The sequence below is a fragment of the Chromobacterium sp. Ag138 genome (assembly GCF_055181315.1).
Genome location: NZ_JBUPWA010000001.1, coordinates 431,484 through 449,418, shown reverse-complemented (window position 1 = coordinate 449,418; position 17,935 = coordinate 431,484). Strand labels below are relative to the sequence as shown.

General features: G+C 63.9%; 15 protein-coding genes. 5 read left to right on the top strand and 10 right to left on the bottom strand.

Annotated elements, in window-relative coordinates; translation table 11 throughout:
• The coding region (fabD, locus tag ACY3GB_RS02275) for an ACP S-malonyltransferase (protein ID WP_463087294.1) at positions 1 to 869 on the top strand (869 nt) is incomplete at its 5' end.
• 664 nt (positions 870 to 1,533) lie between these two features.
• Here the strand turns inward: fabD and ACY3GB_RS02270 are convergent.
• Positions 1,534 to 2,619 (bottom strand): response regulator, encoded by a 1,086-nt coding sequence (locus ACY3GB_RS02270; protein ID WP_463087293.1) that lies wholly within the window; start codon positions 2,617 to 2,619, stop codon positions 1,534 to 1,536.
• 172 nt (positions 2,620 to 2,791) lie between these two features.
• Here ACY3GB_RS02270 and ACY3GB_RS02265 point away from each other — a divergent pair, with 172 nt between their 5' ends.
• The 4 genes from ACY3GB_RS02265 to ACY3GB_RS02250 all read left to right on the top strand — a co-directional run bounded on the left by ACY3GB_RS02265 (position 2,792) and on the right by ACY3GB_RS02250 (position 7,474).
• A complete protein-coding gene (locus ACY3GB_RS02265; protein ID WP_463087292.1) occupies positions 2,792 to 3,556 on the top strand; it encodes a response regulator in 765 nt (254 codons plus the stop codon).
• Positions 3,557 to 4,209: 653 nt separating this feature from the next.
• On the top strand, positions 4,210 to 5,007 hold the full coding sequence (map, locus tag ACY3GB_RS02260; protein ID WP_463087291.1) for a type I methionyl aminopeptidase: 798 nt from the start codon (positions 4,210 to 4,212) through the stop codon (positions 5,005 to 5,007).
• A gap of 41 nt (positions 5,008 to 5,048) precedes the next feature.
• Positions 5,049 to 6,137 (top strand): tyrosine-type recombinase/integrase, encoded by a 1,089-nt coding sequence (locus ACY3GB_RS02255; protein WP_463087290.1) that lies wholly within the window; start codon positions 5,049 to 5,051, stop codon positions 6,135 to 6,137.
• 71 nt (positions 6,138 to 6,208) lie between these two features.
• Positions 6,209 to 7,474 carry an Hsp70 family protein gene (locus ACY3GB_RS02250; RefSeq protein WP_463087289.1) on the top strand — a complete coding sequence of 422 codons (1,266 nt, stop codon included), beginning with the start codon at positions 6,209 to 6,211 and terminating at the stop codon, positions 7,472 to 7,474.
• A gap of 64 nt (positions 7,475 to 7,538) precedes the next feature.
• Here ACY3GB_RS02250 and ACY3GB_RS02245 read toward each other — a convergent pair whose 3' ends face one another.
• From ACY3GB_RS02245 to ACY3GB_RS02205, 9 genes are all read right to left on the bottom strand, one after another.
• On the bottom strand, positions 7,539 to 10,448 hold the full coding sequence (locus ACY3GB_RS02245) for a DNA translocase FtsK (protein WP_463087288.1): 2,910 nt from the start codon (positions 10,446 to 10,448) through the stop codon (positions 7,539 to 7,541).
• A gap of 132 nt (positions 10,449 to 10,580) precedes the next feature.
• Positions 10,581 to 11,087, bottom strand: a complete 507-nt coding sequence (locus tag ACY3GB_RS02240) for a phosphatidylglycerophosphatase A family protein (RefSeq protein ID WP_463087287.1) — start codon at positions 11,085 to 11,087, stop codon at positions 10,581 to 10,583.
• Complete coding sequence (gene thiL, locus ACY3GB_RS02235; protein WP_463087286.1) at positions 11,071 to 12,018, bottom strand: thiamine-phosphate kinase; 948 nt, start codon at positions 12,016 to 12,018, stop codon at positions 11,071 to 11,073. Before thiL ends, ACY3GB_RS02240 begins: the two co-directional genes overlap by 17 nt.
• Before the next feature lie 70 nt (positions 12,019 to 12,088).
• Complete coding sequence (gene nusB, locus ACY3GB_RS02230; RefSeq protein WP_463087285.1) at positions 12,089 to 12,538, bottom strand: transcription antitermination factor NusB; 450 nt, start codon at positions 12,536 to 12,538, stop codon at positions 12,089 to 12,091.
• 76 nt (positions 12,539 to 12,614) lie between these two features.
• Positions 12,615 to 13,082, bottom strand: a complete 468-nt coding sequence (gene ribH, locus ACY3GB_RS02225) for a 6,7-dimethyl-8-ribityllumazine synthase (RefSeq protein ID WP_463087284.1) — start codon at positions 13,080 to 13,082, stop codon at positions 12,615 to 12,617.
• Positions 13,083 to 13,142: 60 nt separating this feature from the next.
• The gene (ribBA, locus tag ACY3GB_RS02220; RefSeq protein ID WP_463087283.1) at positions 13,143 to 14,267 is read right to left on the bottom strand and encodes a bifunctional 3,4-dihydroxy-2-butanone-4-phosphate synthase/GTP cyclohydrolase II; all 1,125 of its coding nucleotides are present in this window, start codon (positions 14,265 to 14,267) and stop codon (positions 13,143 to 13,145) included.
• Positions 14,268 to 14,296: 29 nt separating this feature from the next.
• Complete coding sequence (locus ACY3GB_RS02215; protein WP_463087282.1) at positions 14,297 to 14,959, bottom strand: Dph6-related ATP pyrophosphatase; 663 nt, start codon at positions 14,957 to 14,959, stop codon at positions 14,297 to 14,299.
• Entirely contained in the window at positions 14,956 to 15,570 is a 615-nt protein-coding gene (locus ACY3GB_RS02210; RefSeq protein WP_463087281.1) for a riboflavin synthase subunit alpha, read from the bottom strand. The genes ACY3GB_RS02215 and ACY3GB_RS02210 overlap by 4 nt, the downstream gene beginning before the upstream one ends.
• Positions 15,571 to 15,693: 123 nt before the next feature.
• Positions 15,694 to 17,919 carry a TonB-dependent receptor domain-containing protein gene (locus ACY3GB_RS02205; RefSeq protein WP_463087280.1) on the bottom strand — a complete coding sequence of 742 codons (2,226 nt, stop codon included), beginning with the start codon at positions 17,917 to 17,919 and terminating at the stop codon, positions 15,694 to 15,696.
• Positions 17,920 to 17,935 lie beyond the last annotated feature (16 nt).

Here is a 17,935-nt window from a genome sequence, read left to right as displayed (position 1 = left end):
CCCCCATGCCCACCCGCTCCGGTCCCATGCACGTCTGCCTGTTTCCCGGCCAGGGCTCGCAGCGCGTGGGCATGGGGGAGCATGTGTTCGACCGCTTCCCGGAGCATCTGGCCCAGGCCGACGCAATTCTCGGCTATTCGCTGAAAACACTGTGCCTGGAGGATCCCGACCGGCAGTTATCCGATACCCGCTACACTCAGCCAGCGCTCTACACGGTCGGCGCATTGACCTTCCTGGATCGGCAACGACGGGACGCCCGGCCTCCAGACTTCGTCGCCGGCCATAGCTTGGGTGAGTACTGCGCGCTGTTCGCCGCCGGTGCCTTTTCTTTCGAGACCGGCCTCAAGCTGGTCAAAAAGCGCGGCGAACTGATGGCTCGTTCCAGCGGCGGCGGCATGGCGGCCGTCCTAGGCCACAATCCGGATGAAATCCGCTCGCTGCTGTCCCGGCACGGGCTGGAGGCACTGGACGTCGCCAACTACAACTCGCACATCCAGACCGTGCTCTCCGGCCCGACAGCAACGCTCAGCGATGCCAGAGAAATCTTTCTGCAACAGGGCATCACCTTCATTCCGCTGCCTGTCAGCGCGCCTTTCCATTCCCGCTACATGGGGGACGCGATGAAAGAATTCGGGGATTACCTCCGGCAGTTCGACTACTCCCCGCTGCGCATCCCGGTCATATCCAACGTTCATGCCGAGCCCTACCGCGACGAGCAGTTGATCGACAATCTCTCCCGCCAGATCTGCGGTTCGGTGCATTGGCTGGACACGGTTCGCTACCTGATGCGCCAGGGCGCATTCGAGTATGAAGAACTCGGTCCGGGCAATGTGCTAAGCAAACTTGTCGACAGCATTCTAAATGCATGAAATGTCGTACCACTGTTGAAGTGGCGTACTGCGAGCTACTGCAATGCCAAGTAACGATTGTTATGGGTGATATACGGTTGCGCATCTGCGGCAGAGGTTACCATTCCCACAGTGGTTGCCTTTGATTGATCAACTAGGTAGTGTTGTTCTCAGGTACCTAGCCAACTATTGACCATGATGTACAAACTCATGTAAACCCATGAGTGTTCTAGATTAGATGTCGGTTTTCATGAGGAGATGCAGTATGCCCTCATGAACGCATAATATTCAAAATGAATATTTGTATAGCTATATTCTTAGCTATGTGTCTGGGGAACCGGGGGGACGTCGATCAAGTTGTAAAATGTGAGAAAATTACTTCTGCGCGCTACCACTAGCAGGCGGCTGGTTTTTTTTGGGGGGGCACATATGCAGACTGACCAAGCCGGCTCCGGCAATTGCGAGACCGGCCTTCTCGAAGCCCTGCGGCAACCAATCTGAAGCCCGTTTGCAATTGGGCTGTAGCGCCACCCATACGGAGTGGAGGTCTTGCCAGACAGGTGCAGCCAAAAAAACTATACGCCGCCGCGCCGCGCAACGTGCTGCGCCGGCGGTTTTTGACTCGGACGCGCAAAGGGAGGGAGGACGGCGGCGGCGTGGGCAGGCTGCGCAGGAAATCCAAGCGCTACTCTCGCAGCGCGACACCTCGCAGCCGCCGCCCAAGCGACTCGAGCTCTCTCATTTGCCGGAGCTGAAGCTTGCCCAGCGAGTCTTGCGCCTCGTCCACCAAACTCAACAAAAGCGCCGCCCGAGGCTCGCCGCCCAGCATGTCTTCCATGCGGGCTCGCATCGCATCCAGCAGCGCGCGCGCATCGGCCTGCCCCGCGCGTTGACTTTCCATCATGGCGGCCAGCGCGGCGCCCGCCTGATCCTGTCCGGCCTCGGCGCTGTCCTGAATCATGACTTCCGCCCGCTCCGCGGCGCCCTCCGCCATCAACGCCAGATAATCCTTAAGCTTGCCGCAGCGCTCAATGTCGTCCACCGGCATGTTGTTGACCAGCAAGGACACCGGTCCGTAGTTGAATGCGCAACGGCTGTCGTAGCAGACGATGCGCTGCCGCTCCGCCGACAGATCCTGCAGCAATAGCGATTCCAGCTGGCTGCTGCCTGATTCGGAGCTCAGGGTTTTCACCTCGCCGTTGTCGCGGAACTGCACCGATGCGGCCAGCCCGAACTCCCCCAGCGCGTCCAGCGTGGCGCGCATCAACTGGCTGGAGTCGACTACCTGGAATAGCCGGCGGAAATACTGCAGGCAAACGCCCAAAGCGCTGCTGTCGGTCATCGCCGACATGGCGACCGACATCGCGCCCCGGGCCTGGCTTTTCAGTTCGTGTATCTCGCGTCGGTAGCGCAAAGCTTGCTCCACCTTGCGGACCAGCTCTTCAGGTTGCAGCGGTTTGCTGACGAAATCTTCGCCGCCGACGCTGTATGCGGCCAGCCGCTTCACCGGATCGCTATGCGCCGACACGAATATGACGTAAGGCTGAAACGGCAGGTTCAGCTGGCGGATGCGCCGGCAGGCCTCATATCCATCCATGCCTTCCATTTCGATATCCAGCAGCACGATCTCCGGCTTTTCTTCCACCACAGCCTCCAAGCCTTCTTCGCCGGTTACTTTGCAGGTCAGTTGCAGCTCCGACTCGAACAGCATCCGCATGACTTGGCTCACGATGGGGTCGTCATCGACCACCAGCATTCTGTGTTTTTCCATTTCGCCCGCCCTTTCGCTTGTCTAAGCTTTAACTGATCGCGTTCACGGCTCCCGGCCGCTGCTTTATCCCGGTATTACAGCTATAGCTCTTCCTCTGGCTTGTGGCACCGGCGTCTGAATGATGCGGACGGCATTTCATCGAAAATGTAGCGCACACTCCCCTGGAGGGTTTATGGAACAAGAGCATTCCGCTGGCGCCGAACTCGCCAAGCTGCATGTTCTGCTGGTGGATGACAGTCAGATCAACCAGCTGTTCGTTTCCAGCCTGGCTGAGGATTTGGGCATTTCGCTCGATTGCGCGAACAATGGCGCCGAAGCCCTGCAGCGGCTCCGTGAGGGCAGCCGGCGTTACCAACTGGTGCTGATGGACTTGCAGATGCCCGTGCTGGATGGATTGGGAGCAACCCGCGCGATCCGCGAGGAGCTGAAGCTGAAGCTGCCCATCATCGCGTTGACCGCCAGCGCCGAGCCGGATCATCAGGAGAGTTGCCGCCTGGCCGGCATGAATGGCTTCCTGCGCAAGCCGGTGGATGGAGAGGCCCTGCTGCGGTTGATTAACCACTATCGCGTTCGCAGCCGAGCCGGCGAAGAATACGGCAAGCTGAAACTGGATACGTTGAAGTTGCTGCACCGCGCTTCGGCGATCCGGCTGCGCAGCACGCTGCAGGAAGCCATCGACACCTGCCGGCGGGATTTTGATCAGGCTTGCCTGCAATGGCGGCAGGGCGACTCCGAGACCGCCGCGCGGCTGATACACCGTTACCGCGGCTCTCTGGGCACGTTTGCCTACGAAGATTTCGTGCGGCTGACGCTGGATCTGGAGCATGCCGTTCGCGGGGGAGAAGAGAATCTAGAGCCTCGCCTCGATGTTTTTCGCGCGGAGTTGGACGAACTACTCTGTCAGCTTCAGCGGTGGATGGAAAACCACGGAAACTGATGGCGTCTCCCGCGACAGTCAATCGCTTCCTTCGATCTGAAACGCTGGGCTGAAGAAAGAATTATGCGGGGCTGCGCGGATTGCCCAAACCGGAGCGCTCACGTGCGTGGACGCCCATCCCAGTCATCGTCGGCCTTCGTCTTTAATGCGATGCCGGCGCACAATACGGTCAGCCCCGTCAGCATGCCGCCAAAGCCTGTCGCGAAAGCGACATAATCGAGCGTCCCCATCATCAGGACTGTATGGACGGCGCCCCAGATGAATGTGGGATGCCGCTGTCGGCAGAGCCATGCCTGCGATCCGGAACGGGCAGTAGCTGACGCCATCATTCTCGGTCAGGCAGTCCTTGAGGCATTTCGTCAGGATGGCCTGCGGCATCGCACAGCCTCTTTGCCGAGGTGTCTTCGACGCAGGCGGCGAACTCGTGGAATCAGGAACGAGTCGTCATCGCGGCCGTGAAATTCGACGCGCCGCCAGGCCCGATGCGCAGAAGTTGGGGCGGCTCATTGGGTCGGGCGCTGGACAACTAGTGTAGAATGGAAGAATACCAATCATTAGCAATCAGGGCTGGCTTGAAAGTTGTTGGATTTTTTCTGGAAATCGCAAGCCGGACTGATGTAAACAACTAAAAATAAATAGGCTTCATAAAGAAAATGGCTATTCAGATCAAAGACGCGCAAGATATCGAGAAAATGCGCATCGCCGGCCGCCTGGCGTCGGAAGTTTTGGATTTCATCACCCCGCACATCAAGCCCGGCATCACCACCGAGGCCATCGACAAGCTGTGCCACGACTACATGGTCAATGAGCAGGGCACCATCCCCGCCCCGCTGAACTACGCGCCGGATGGCCACAATCCTTACCCCAAGTCGGTTTGCACTTCGGTCAACCATGTGATCTGCCACGGCATCCCCAATGACAAGCCGCTGAAAAACGGCGACATCATGAATCTGGACATCACCGTGATCAAGGATGGCTACCATGGCGATACCAGCCGCATGTTCTTCGTCGGCGACGTGAGCCCGCATGCCAAGCGCCTGAGCAAGATCACCTATGAAGCCATGTGGAAAGGTATCGAGAAAGTGAAGCCGGGCGCCACGCTGGGCGACATCGGCTACGCGGTGCAAAGCTACGCCGAAAGCGCCGGCTACAGCGTGGTGCAGGAGTTCTGCGGGCACGGCATCGGCAAGAGGTTCCACGAAGAGCCGCAGATCCTGCACTACGGCCGTCCGGGCACCGGGCTGGAGATCCAGGCCGGCATGATCTTCACCATCGAGCCGATGATCAACCAGGGCAAGCGCCACCTGCGCATGCTGGCCGACGGCTGGACCGTGGTCACCAAGGACCGCAGCCTGTCCGCCCAGTGGGAGCACACGGTGCTGGTCACCGAAACCGGCTACGAAATCCTCACCCAGTCCGCCGGCACCCCGGCCAAGCCCAGCTTCAAGTAATCGCAGAAGGCCGTCCGCTCCCGCGGCGGCCCTTTCCCGCCATGCTGCCAGATGTCTTCCGCGCCGACCCCGGCTCCCACTCGCTGATACAGGCGCAGTCCGACGCCCAGGCGGTGCTGACCTGGCTGGCGGAGCACGCCGATCGCCCGGCCACGCTGACCGCTTATCGCAAGGAGGCCGAGCGGCTGCTGCTATGGCTGGACGGCCGCGGGCAGACGCTGGCCCGGGTCAAGCGCGAGGATGTGCTGGATTACCGCCGCTTCCTCGCCTCGCCCCATCCGGCGGAGCAATGGCTGGGGCCGGCGCGGCCGCGCAGCCATCCGGACTGGAAGCCGTTCAGCAAGCCGCTGTCTCCCGCCAGCGTCGAACACAGCCTGACCGTGCTGGGCGCCTTGTTCGCCTATCTCAACGACGCCGGCTACCTGAACGGCAACCCGTTCAAATTGTTGCGCCGGCGCGGCGCCAGAAAAACCTCGCAGGAAATCGAGCGCTTCCTCGACGCCGATTGCTGGGGCCACCTCCAAGCGACGCTGCACAATCTGCCGCGCGATACCGGCAGGGAGATCTGCCATGCCGAACGCGCGCTGTGGCTGTTCACCCTGCTCTACCTGACCGGCGCGCGCCGCGGCGAGGTTGCCGCCGCCCGCGCCGGCGATCTGGTCCGCCGCAACGGCAACTGGTGGTGGCATGTGGTCGGCAAGGGCGGCGTTTCCGCTCGCATTCCGCTGTCGGACGAGCTGATGGACGCCATGGCCCGTTACCGGCTTAGCCTGGGCCTGCCCCCGCAGCCATCCGTCGGCGAGGACACGCCGCTGGTTTGCCGCGTGGGCGGCAAGAGACAGGCCACACCGCTGTCCGACAAGGCGATCTATCTGATCTGCAAGGAAGTGTTCGGCCGGGCGCAGGCAGACGCGCCCAGCGACGAAGTCCGCGCCAAGCTGCGCGCGGCCAGCACGCACTGGCTGCGCCATACTGCCGCCAGCCACCAGCTGGAAGCGGGCGTGCCCTTGCTGCTGGTCAGCCAGAACCTGCGCCATGCCAGCATCCAGACCACGCGCCGCTATCTGCACAGCGAGGAAGACGCCCGCCACGAAGCCAGCCGCCTGCACAAGCTGAAACGCGACGCCTGAGCGTTTCGCCCTTCCCTTTCCGCGCCATTCCGCGTACCATCGCGCCTCTTTTATTTTCAAGGAGATGCTAAGTGACTGATCAAACTGCCGCCCGCGCCTGCGGCATAGACTTTGGCACCTCCAACTCCACCGTGGGCTGGCTGCGTCCTGGCCATGACACCTTGCTGCAGCTGGAAGACGGCAAGATCACCCTGCCCTCGGTGGTGTTCTTCAATTACGAGGAAGACCATTCCCGCTTCGGCCGCGCCGCGCTAGCCGAATACATAGACGGCTTCGAGGGCCGGCTGATGCGCTCGCTGAAAAGCCTGCTGGGTTCCAGCCTGATCGACAGCCAAACCGAAGTCCAGGGCAAGGCGCTGCCTTTCCGCCATTTGCTGAAGCTGTTCATCCAGGAGCTGAAGCTGCGCGCCGAGGCCAACGCCGGCCGCGAGTTCGAGCAAGTGGTGCTGGGCCGCCCGGTCTACTTTGTCGACGACAATCCGCAGGCCGACAAGCTGGCGCAAGACACGCTGGCCGATATCGCCCGCCAGGTGGGTTTCAAGGATATCTCCTTCCAGCTGGAGCCGATCGCCGCGGCGTTCGACTACGAATCCAACATCCAGAAGGAAGAGCTGGTGCTGATCGTCGACATCGGCGGCGGCACCTCTGACTTCACGCTGATCCGCCTGTCGCCGGAACGCCGCAGTCATGCCGAGCGCCGCGACGACATCCTGGCTACCGGCGGCGTGCACATCGGCGGCACCGATTTCGACCGCCAGCTGAGCCTGCACGGCGTGATGCCCTTGTTCGGCTTCAAGACCCGGCTGCGCAACAACGCCGAGATGCCGTCCAGCCAGTATTTCAACCTGGCCACCTGGCACACCATCAACTTCGCCTACACCCGCAAGGCCTGGATGGACCTGCAGGACGTGCACCGCGACGCCGCCGAGCCGGAAAAGCTGGACCGCCTGTTCAAGCTGATCCAGGAGCGAGCCGGACACTGGCTGGCGATGGAAGTGGAAGCCGCCAAGATCGCGCTGTCCGACCGCGACAGCCACCGCCTGGCGCTGGACGCCATCGAGCGCGGCCTGCGCTGCGATCTGAGCCGCGCCGATTTCGAGACCAGCATCAGCGCGCTGCTGGACCGCGTCGGCGGCACCGTCGGCAAGCTGCTGGCCGATTCCGGCCTCAAGGCCCAGGATGTGGACACGGTATTCTTCACCGGCGGCTCCAGCGGCGTGCCGGCGCTGCGCGACGGCATCCGCGCCTTGCTGCCCAATGCCCGCCACGTGGAAGGCAATCTGTTCGGCAGCATCGGCAGCGGCCTGGCCATCGAGGCGAAGAAGCGCTACGGCTGAACCGGCCAAGCTTGCAATGAAAAACGCCGCGAATCGTCGCGGCGTTTTTCATGCCTGAGGCGGATCAGAAATCCCGCTGCGGCACCAGCACCGTGCGGTTGCCGTTGCTCTCCATCGCGCTGACGATGCCCGCGGCCTCCATCTCCTCGATCAACCGCGCGGCGCGATTGTAGCCGATGCGCAGATGGCGCTGCACCCCGGAGATGGACGGCTTGCGGGTGCGCAGCACGATCTCCACCGCCTCATCGTACAAGGGGTCGGTTTCCGTCGCCGCCTGCGCCTTGGCCGCGGCGTCCGCCGAGGCCTCGTCGGCCTCGCTCTCGCCGGTCAGCAGGCCCTCCACGTAATCCGGCTCGCCGAACTGCTTCAGATGCTCGACCACCGCGTGCACCTCATCGTCGGTGACGAAGGCTCCGTGCACGCGTTGCGGATAGCCGGTGCCCGGCGGCAGATACAGCATGTCGCCCTGGCCCAGCAGGCTTTCCGCGCCCATCTGATCCAGAATCGTGCGGCTGTCGATTTTGCTGGATACCTGGAAGGCGATCCGCGTCGGGATGTTGGCCTTGATCAGGCCGGTGATCACGTCCACCGATGGCCGCTGGGTGGCCAGAATCAAGTGGATGCCGGCGGCGCGTGCCTTTTGCGCCAGGCGAGCGATCAATTCTTCGATCTTCTTGCCGGCCACCATCATCAGGTCGGCGAACTCGTCCACCACCACCACGATGAAGGGCAGCTTGTCCAAGGGCTCCGGCGTTTCCGGCGTCAGGCTGAACGGATTGGCGATGCGCTGGCCGCGCTCGGCCGCCTCGCGCACCTTCTGGTTGTAGCCGGCCAGGTTGCGCACGCCCAGCGCGCTCATCAGCCGGTAGCGGCGCTCCATCTCGCCCACGCACCAGTTGAGCGCGTTGGCGGCCAGCTTCATGTCGGTGACCACCGGGGCCAGCAAGTGCGGAATGTCGTTGTAAACCGACAATTCCAGCATCTTGGGGTCGATCATGATGAAGCGGACCTCTTCCGGCGTTGCCTTGTACAGCAAGGACAGGATCATCGCGTTGACGCCCACCGACTTGCCGGAGCCGGTGGTGCCGGCCACCAGCAGGTGCGGCGCCTTGGCCAGGTCGGTGACCACCGGCTCGCCGGTGATGTCCTTGCCCAGCGCCATCGTCAGCCGCGACGCGGAATGCTGGAACACGTCGGCGGAGAAGATTTCCGACAGCCGTATCATCTGCCGCTTGGGATTGGGCAGCTCCAGGCCCATGCAGGTCTTGCCCGGAATGGTTTCCACCACGCGGATGGAGGCCAGGCCCAGCGCGCGCGACAGATCCTTCATCAGGTTCACCACCTGGTTGCCGCGCACGCCCACCGCCGGCTCCACCTCGTAACGGGTGATCACCGGACCGGCGTAAGCATCCACCACGCTGACCTTGACCTTGAACTCGGCGCACTTCTCCTCGATCACGATGCCGCGCTCGATCAACTCGTCCTGATTGCAGGTTTCCTGGGCCGCATCGGCCGGGTTCAGCAGCCCCAGGCCGGGCAGCATGGAGTCATCGTAACTGTGCCGCGGCAGGGGCTCCTCTTCCGCCGGCGCGGAGGCTGCCGCTGGCGCGAGGGCTGGCGGCGCCTCGACGGCGGGCTCGGCGGCCTGAACCGCCGGCTTTTCGTCCAACAAGATCCAGGGCATGGGATTGGCCGCCAGCGTGGCCGCGGTGGCCGATAGCGACGGCGCGGCCGGCTCCGGCAGCACCGTCTGCTGCACGATGGCCGGCGCCTCATCCACCTGCTGCACCAGCACTTCGCGCGTCTGCGGCCAGCGCCACGGCGTGCGCAGCGCAGGCGCGGCATCGGCAATGCTCGCCTCTTCTGCGTTTGGCGGCATGGGCGCGGACAGCTCGGCCCCAAGCAGCTCGGACGGAGTCACTGGCGCGGCAGGCTCGTCCACTTCTACAGCGGCGGGCTCGGGCTGGGACTGGGGCTCGGCGATCGGCTGCGCCGCGAACTCCGCTTCGAGCTCGCGGATTTCGGGCCAGGGCTGGGTTGCGGATTCCGCGGTGCCGGAAAATGCGGCGCCCTCATCCCGCTCGGCGGGCATCGCCTCAGCTTCGGCGGAAACGGGATGCGGAGGCTGCGCCGGCGGCAAGACGCTAGCCGCCGGCGCCGGCTGGACCGCGGGCTTGATGGCCGGCGCAGCCTCAGGCTTGCGCAACGGCTCCAGGATCACTAGCGGCTTCTCCGGCTCCGGCTTGATTTCGGGCTTTTCGCGCGGAATGGGCGCCAGCTCCACCCGCGGCAGCGGCGCGGCCGGCGGCGGATTGCGGCGGTGCGCATGCAAATTGGCCACCGCGGCGCGCACTTCGCCGCTGCCGATCACGGGCAGCGTCCCCTCCTTGCGCGCATCGGGCTCGATGCCGCGCACGCGCCGCCGCCGCAGGTAGTCCTGCTGCATATTGCTCTGCATCTCGGACAGGCCGATCACCGGCAAGTCGTCCGCTTCCGACGGCTGCTGCGGCTGGCGGTTCTTGCGGCGGTACTCGCGCGACAATTCCAGCACCGGCAACTCGACCGGCGGCTCCTGGCTGGCCGTCGGGACGCGCTTGGGCAGCACGATGGTTTCGCGTGGCGGCTTGTCTGCCGCAGCCGGCTCAGCCGGCCTGGCCCGCAGGCCCGGCGGCGAAGTGCGAACAAACTGGGCCGGCTCTTCGCGTCGAGGAAGCACTTGCCGACGGGCGGCCGGCAGAGGCTCAGGCTCCGCGTCCGGCCGCGCATCGGCCTGGGCTGGGAGAGACGCGTCCTCATCCGGCGCCTCCGGCCGCCGCGGCGGCTCGGAGAAGTAATCGGGCTCGTAGCGTTCGCCGCGCCCCTCCACCCCAAGCAGGGCATCCAGCTTGCGCATCAACTGCGGCATCTTGCCGCTTTTTACCAGCCAGCCGGCCGCGGCCAGCGCGGACAGCAATAGTACGACGACAACCCACACGGTCGAGAACCCCGAAATTTAGCTGCCCACGGCGAGCGCGGGCGTGTTTTTCATGGCAGCGCGCTGGACTGAGTCAAGCGTCAAACTGTCTGTCACTTTAAGATCTGATTGTAACTGTTTTGTGCGACCGTATCACAGCCAATGCCAGATCAAGGCTTGCGCGGCCAACGCGAACAGCGCGGCGATCACATCGTCCACCATCACGCCGAATCCGCCGCCGACGCGCTGATCGAACCAGCGTATCGGCCAGGGCTTGACGATGTCGAACAGGCGGAACAGCGCGAAGGCCAGAATCCAGCCGGCCCAGCTCGCCGGCGCGAAGGCCAGCACCATCAGCATGCCCACCACTTCGTCCCAGACGATGCCGCCGTAATCATGCACGCCCAGCGCCTTGCCAGTGACGCCGCAGACGTAAACGCCGATCAGGAACAGCGGCAGGCACAGCGCCATCAGCATCCAGCCGTTGACGCCCAGCGCCAGCAAGGGAAAGAAGATGGGATAGGCAACCAGCGTGCCCCAGGTGCCGGGGGCCTTTTTCATCAGGCCGCTGCCGAAACCGAAAGACAGCAGGTGAATCGGATGGCTCAGCAAAAAACGCCAGTTGGGGGTGATTTTGGGAGTGTCAGCCAAAATGGTCATAACCTTTCTTGTCCAGCGCCACGGCCTGTCCGGCGGCGTTCAGCAGCCTGCCATCCCGCCCTTCCCGCACGCGGCCGATGCGGGTGACGCGGCAGATTCCCGCCGCGGCGGCCTCGATGGCCGCGCGCCGCGCCGGCGGCGCAGTGAAAACCAGTTCGTAATCGTCCCCGCCGGCCGCCAGGCAGGCGAGGTATTCTTCGCGGCGCGCTTCCAGCGCGGGATGGGACGGCAAGGCGTCGGCCCACACTTCGCCCGCCACACCGGATGCCGCCAGAATGTGGCCAAGGTCGGCCATCAGCCCATCGGACACGTCGGCGGCGGCATGCGCCAGCGGCAACAGCGCGGCACCCAGCGCCAGCCTCGGCTCCGGGCATTCCAGTTTGTGCGTCGCCGCGGCCAGCAGTTCCATATCGTTTACATTCAGCCAGCCCAGCCGATGGCGCACCGCCAACGCTCCCAGGCCCAATTCGCCGGACACCCAGATGTCGTCGCCCGGCTTGGCTCCATCGCGGCGCAAGGCCTGCCCGGCCGGCGTCTCGCCCATGATCGTCACCGACAGCGTCAGCGGGCCGCCGGTGGTGTCGCCGCCTATCAGCTCCACGCCGTGCGCATCCGCCAGCGCGAAGAAACCGGCGGCGAATTCAGCCACCCAGGCTTCGTCGGCGCGCGGCAGCGCGATGGAAAGCAGCGCCCAGCGCGGACGGGCGCCCATCGCCGCCATGTCGGACAGGTTGACCGCCAGCGTCTTGTGGCCCAGCGCGCGCGGCGACACGTCGGCGAAGAAGTGGCGCCCTTCCACCAGCATGTCTGCCGACAGGTGCAGCTCATAGCCAGGCGTCGGACGGACGATGGCGGCGTCGTCGCCTACGCCCAGCACCGCGGATGGCGTGGGCCGCTTGAAATAGCGGCCTATCAGTTCGAATTCGTTCATGGCACCTCACGCAAAAACACCCGCCGGCGGCGGGTGTCGTCGACAGCGGCACGCCAAAGGCGTGACCGGCTCAGTCCTGCTTGCGGCGCTGTTTCTGCGCCAGCACTTCGTCGCCGCGCACTTCGGCGGCCAGCTTGTCCAGCACGCCATTGACGAATTTGTGGCCATCGGTGCCGCCGAAAGTCTTGGTGATTTCGATGGCTTCGTTGATGATCACCGGGTACGGGGTTTCCGGGCTTTGCGTCAGCTCCAGCGCGGCCATCAGCAGCACGGCGCGCTCCACCGGGCTGACCTCGTCTTCGGCGCGCTCGTAGTAACGGCCAACCTGGCCGGACAGCAGCTCCACATCTTTCAGCACGCCGTACAGGATGCTGCGGAACAGCGCCTCGTCGGCTTTGGCGAAGTATTCATTCTCGCGCAGGTGTTTTTCAATCAGCGAAGCCGGACGGTCCGGGTTCAGTTCCCATTCGTAAATGCCTTGCACGGCGAATTCACGGGCGCGGCGGCGGGCGGTTTTCATGGTGGCGATTCCTTGAAAGAGCAAGGGAAGCGGCGCGATGGCCCGCTTCCCGTTGAATGGCTGGGCGGCGGACAGCTCAGCCGCGCAGCGTCTTGTGCAGATTGGCCATCTCGACCGCGACGCGGGCGGCGTCGCCGCCCTTTTCCTGCATGCGGACCTCCGCCTGCTCGTCGTTCTCGGTGGTCAGGATGGCGTTGGCTACCGGAATGTCGAAGTCCAGGCCGACGCGGGTGACGCCGGCGCCGGATTCGTTGGATACCAGCTCGAAATGATAGGTTTCGCCGCGGATCACCGCGCCCAGCGCCACCAGCGCGTCGAAACGACCGCTCTTGGCCATGGTTTGCAGCACCAGCGGAACTTCCAGCGCGCCAGGCACCGTGGCCAGGGTGATGTCGCCGGCGGCGACGCCCAGTTTTTCCAGCTCGGCGAGACACGCGTCGCGCAGGCCGTTGCATACCGGCGTGTTGAAACGCGCCATGACGATGCCGATTTTCAGGCCCTTGCCGGAAAAATTGGGTTCAATACACTGGATGGCGTCAAGCATGTTGGGTCCTCGCGGCGAAAACACTAAGGAAAGCCTGCAATTGTAACGCAATCGCGGCGATTAGGCCACGCCCGGGCCGTTCCCGGCATCCACGTGGAAGTGACCCGGCTGGCAGAATCCGGTGACTTCCAGCTCGAAGCCGGCCATCGACGGCAGGCTGACCGGGCTCGACATCAGCTTCATCTTGCCGACGCCCAGCGCTTTCAGCATTTGCGCGCCGACGCCGAAGGTCTTGCTGTCCCATTTCTGCCGCGGCGGCTCCTGGTCCAGCGCCCGCTGCGCCAGATCGGCGCCGGTTTCGTCGCGGTACAAGAGCACCATCACGCCGCTGCCCTCCTCTTCCATGGTTTCCAGCGCGTTGGGCAGCGTCCAGGAGTGATGGCTGCACAGCGGCGCCAGCATGTCGATCACCGACAACGGCTCATGCACCCGCACCAGGATTTCCTTGTCCGGACGGATCTTGCCCTTGCTCAGCGCCAGATGGGTGGCCGAGGTGGTGATGTCGCGGAACACGTGCAGGTCGAAGCTGCCGAACGGCGTCTCCACCGGACGCTCGCCCACTTTTTCCACCAGGGATTCGGTGCGGCTGCGGTACTGGATCAGGTCGGAAATGGTGCCGATCTTCAGGCCGTGCGTCTTGGCGAACTCCAGCAGCTCCGGCAGGCGCGCCATGGTGCCGTCGTCGTTCATGATCTCGCAGATCACGCCGGCGGGTTCCACGCCGGCCAGCATGGCCAGGTCGCAGCCGGCCTCGGTATGGCCGGCGCGGATCAGCACGCCGCCATTCTGCGCCTTGAGCGGAAACACGTGGCCGGGCTGCACCAGGTCGCTGGCCTTGGCCAGCCGCGCCACGGCGGTCTTGATGGTGTGGGCGCGGTCGGCTGCGGAGATGCCGGTGGTCACGCCCTCGGCGGCCTCCACCGACACGGTGAAGTTGGTGCCGAAGCTGGTGCCGTTGTTGGTCGCCATCATCGGCAGATTCAGCAGCTTGCAGCGCTCTTCGGACAGGGTCAGGCAGATCAGGCCGCGGCCGTGCTTGGCCATGAAGTTGATCGCTTCCGGCGTGACGAACTCTGCCGCCATCACCAGGTCGCCTTCGTTCTCGCGGTCTTCGGCGTCCATCAGCACCACCATCTTGCCGGCCTTGATGTCAGCGATGATGTCTTGAATCGGGGATATGCTCATTGCTCTATTCCTTTGTCGGTACGCCCGTTCTACGCGGGCAGCAGGTCCAGCGCCCGGTATTCGCCGAGCTCCGCCGTTTCGCCGTCGCGCAGCGCCAGCGGCTTGTTGAACAAGGGGCCGTCCACCACCAGCGTGTGGAACTCGCCCGCCTCGCCGCAGGGATCCACGCCCTCGGCCAGCATGTCTTCAATCAGCTGCCGGTTGAAAGTCCGGCCCAGCCACTTTTCATCCACCAGCGCAGTATTGACCATCACGATGCGGGCGACGAATCCGGCGTCGACGAATTCGCGCACCAGATCGGCGCGGGACTGCCGCCACAAGGGCAGGATCGCGCCGAGACCGGCCTCGGCGCAGACGTCTTCTTCCCATGCGCGGTGCGCGTCCAGATCGATATCGCCGAACACCGCCGCCCGGATGCCGTCCGCCGCCGCCGCGCGCAACTGTTCAATGAAGACCTCGCGGTAATCACTCCAGCTTGCCTTTCCCAAGCGCTGCGGCAGCCCCAAGGCCTGAGCCTGGAGCGCCAGCACTTCGGGCCGCACGCCGTGCGAGCGGGATCGATCACCCGCCTCGTCCAGCATGGTCAGCAGCGCCTGCGGCTTGGCGCCGGCCTGAACGGCGCGCCACAACGCGAGGCAGCTGTCCTTGCCGCCGCTCCACGACGCCAGCACCGGCAGATCGCGCAAGATCACGCCTGGCCGCGCTGCGCCAGCACGCGCTCGACCGTGTCGACGATGGCCTGGGTCTGCGAGTCGATCTCGATGTTGATCTTGTCGCCCGGCTTGCGGCCGGCGATATTGGTTCGGCTCAGCGTTTCCGGAATCAGGTGCACGCAGAAGCGGCGGCCTTCGACCGCGCCTACGGTGAGGCTGATGCCATCTATGCCGATATAGCCCTTGGTGAACACGTATTTTTCCAGACCGGCAGGCAATTCGAACCAGACGGTGTGGTTGTTCGGGGATTCGATGACTTCGGAGACCGCGGCGAGACCCATGATGTGGCCGGACATTGCGTGGCCGCCGATGTCGTCGCCGAAGCGCGCTGCGCGCTCCACGTTCACGCTGTCGCCGGCCTTGAGCGCGCCCAGATTGGTGACCCGCAGCGTTTCCTGCATCAGATCGAAATGAGCCAGGTCGCCGTCGACGCGGGTGACAGTGAGGCAGCAACCGTTATGGGCCACCGAGGCGCCGAGTTGCAGGCCGGGCAGCATCTCCTGGGGCAGACGGACGATATGGGTGCGGAAATCCTGTTTTTCTTCGATGGCGACCACTTCGGCCACGCCCTGGACGATACCGGTGAACACGGCAAGCCTCCTTGGTTTGAATTGTCGTTTGGACGATATTGTAGCCGAATGATCGTTTTCCAATCCGCCGGCGTCATAAAAAAACCGGCCCGGGGCCGGTTTCAGGATATTTGGCGCGAGGAATCAGAAGCGCCACGACACGCTGGTGCGGACTGAGCGGCCCATGCCTTGGATGCCCTCCGTCAGATAAGGGCTGTAACCTCTATTGAACAGATTATCTATCGACACGCGCGCCTCCAGATGTTTGAAAGCGCCGCTCTGCGGCTGCCACACCGTGAATAGATTGATCAGAACATATCCTTTGCTGGGCGGCATGGAATAGGCGGTGCGCGTTCCCTCGAAATACGGTATTCGGTCCTGGGTGCGGACGAATTTGCCCTGCCCGCCGAATGTCAGCCCCAGCCGAGCCACACGGTAACCGGTGGTCAAGACGGCTTTGCGCGGCGGAATGTCCACCACCGGCTCTGAGTTGCCCCACGGATCGCGAAGGCTGTTGCGATGGTCGCCGCTGGTCGCGGAGAGCGCTGCAGACGCGAACCAGCCGCGCAGCTGGTAATCCAGCGTCAGGTCATAGCCATGGATTTCGTAGCCGCTCAAATTACGGTAGAAACCGGTGCCGGCGGGCGGCGTCTGGCCCGGCGCGTCGCCGGTATTGCCAGTCCCGAGGCGCATGTAGATGTTGTCGCGCACCAGCTGCCGGTACGCGAGCAGAGACATGCTCAGCCTGTCGCCGGCCGACAATGCGCCGCTACGCTCGAAATCCAGGCCATAGTAAAACCCGCGCAATTTTTCCGGCTTCAGATACCGGCTGGTGCCGGACAAATTGGATAGCGGGGTTTGCGCGGCATATACCTCGTCCACCGTCGGCGCGCGCCAGGTATCGACATAGCTGAAGCTGGCATTCCAGCCCGGCGAGAAGCGCCAGCCTATGGCCAGGCGCGGCGACCAGCCGGTGAAGCTCACCGGACGATAGTCGTGGCCGGCGCTGGCGACGTTGTAGATGGGCGCGAGATTGGGCTTGCCGTACAAGGCCACCTGGTCGTAACGCAGCGAGGGCGTGATTTTCCAGTTGGGCAGCGGCTTCCACTCATGGATCAGATAAGCCGAGCGCATGGTTTCCTCGCCGCGATTGCCGCCGTAGGCGTTTATCCAGCCGTAGTTGTAATCCGGGTCTTTGGCCTTGGTGGCCAGAAATGACCGCGGGTCCCAGTCCTGCTTGCTCCAGGCCAAGCCCGTTGTGAAACTATTGGCATCGCTCAGCCTGGCGACGTTGCGGATATCCAGCGAGCGGCTGTTCTGGGTCACCCAGCTCTCGTGGCCGTAGGATGAGCGGTAATCCACCTTCCAGGCGGACTCCGGCCGCTTGTCGTGCTGATAGCGGCGGGATTGCGCATAGTTGACGCTGAGGTCCAGCCAGGCATTGTCGGGGCTGGCGTAGCGCCATTCGCCATTGAGGGAATCAATTTTCTGATCCCGCATCACGGTTTTTCTCAGCCAAGCCTCCGCCTCGCCATAGCGCTTGATGTCAGAACTGGAAGGCGCCTCGACCAGCCCGCTGCGCGCCGCCCAAGGCGTGCGCATCTCCGACTCCTGCCTGACCATGCCCAACCGAAACTGATGGCCGCCCCAGGGTCGGAATGCCAGCTTCAACATGCCGGCTTTCTGCTCTCCGCCCGAAAACAGATAAGTGAGGTCATCGCCGGTCTTGCCGTCGCCCGAGCGGGACTGGGATATGTAGCCGAGGATGTCCGCAGAGTGTTCGCTGCCGCCAGCGTAAGCGGCTACGCTCTTGCTGATCTGGCCGCCATTGCTCTGGCGGCCGATCTTGGCGAAGCCACCGACTGACTGGCCCGGCATCAACAGCTCATCCACCGACTTGGTTTCCGCCCGGATCACGGCGCCGAAGCCGCCATTGCCGTACAGGGCCGACTGCGCGCCCTTGATCACTTCCACCTTGCCCAGCAATTCCGGCTCTATGAAGCTGGTGCCTTGCTGGTATTTCGAGAACGCCTGGTTGGCGCCGTCCAGCTGGACCTGTACCTGCTCCACCGAGCGGTAGCCCCAGACATTGATCACCTGCCCGCCGGGACGCGGCGAGCCGCCGGCGTTCACGCCGGGCAGGACGTCCAGCACTTCGGCCAGGGAGCGCGCCTGGGGCCTGGCGATCTCCTCCGCGCCCAGTTTGTCGACGCCGGGCTGCTTCTGTATGGCGGTGGATAGAACCTTGATGGTTTGCAGCTGTTGATCCTGGGCCGAGACCGAAAAATGGACCAGGCTCAATGCGAGAACGGAAAGGCAAAACGGAAAGGCCGCTGCTTGCGCGCGGCCGTTTTTTGGTTGTTGTTGCATCACGGAACTACTTATT

Excerpts from the sequence above, each read along its gene's own strand:
- ACY3GB_RS02270 (WP_463087293.1), bottom strand. The coding sequence starts at position 2,619 with ATGGAAAAACACAGAATGCTGGTGGTCGATGACGACCCCATCGTGAGC.
- ACY3GB_RS02265 (WP_463087292.1), top strand. The coding sequence starts at position 2,792 with ATGGAACAAGAGCATTCCGCTGGCGCCGAACTCGCCAAGCTGCATGTT.
- map (WP_463087291.1), top strand. The coding sequence starts at position 4,210 with ATGGCTATTCAGATCAAAGACGCGCAAGATATCGAGAAAATGCGCATC.
- ACY3GB_RS02255 (WP_463087290.1), top strand. The coding sequence starts at position 5,049 with ATGCTGCCAGATGTCTTCCGCGCCGACCCCGGCTCCCACTCGCTGATA.
- ACY3GB_RS02240 (WP_463087287.1), bottom strand. The coding sequence starts at position 11,087 with ATGACCATTTTGGCTGACACTCCCAAAATCACCCCCAACTGGCGTTTT.
- thiL (WP_463087286.1), bottom strand. The coding sequence starts at position 12,018 with ATGAACGAATTCGAACTGATAGGCCGCTATTTCAAGCGGCCCACGCCA.
- nusB (WP_463087285.1), bottom strand. The coding sequence starts at position 12,538 with ATGAAAACCGCCCGCCGCCGCGCCCGTGAATTCGCCGTGCAAGGCATT.
- ribH (WP_463087284.1), bottom strand. The coding sequence starts at position 13,082 with ATGCTTGACGCCATCCAGTGTATTGAACCCAATTTTTCCGGCAAGGGC.
- ribBA (WP_463087283.1), bottom strand. The coding sequence starts at position 14,267 with ATGAGCATATCCCCGATTCAAGACATCATCGCTGACATCAAGGCCGGC.
- ACY3GB_RS02205 (WP_463087280.1), bottom strand. The coding sequence starts at position 17,919 with ATGCAACAACAACCAAAAAACGGCCGCGCGCAAGCAGCGGCCTTTCCG.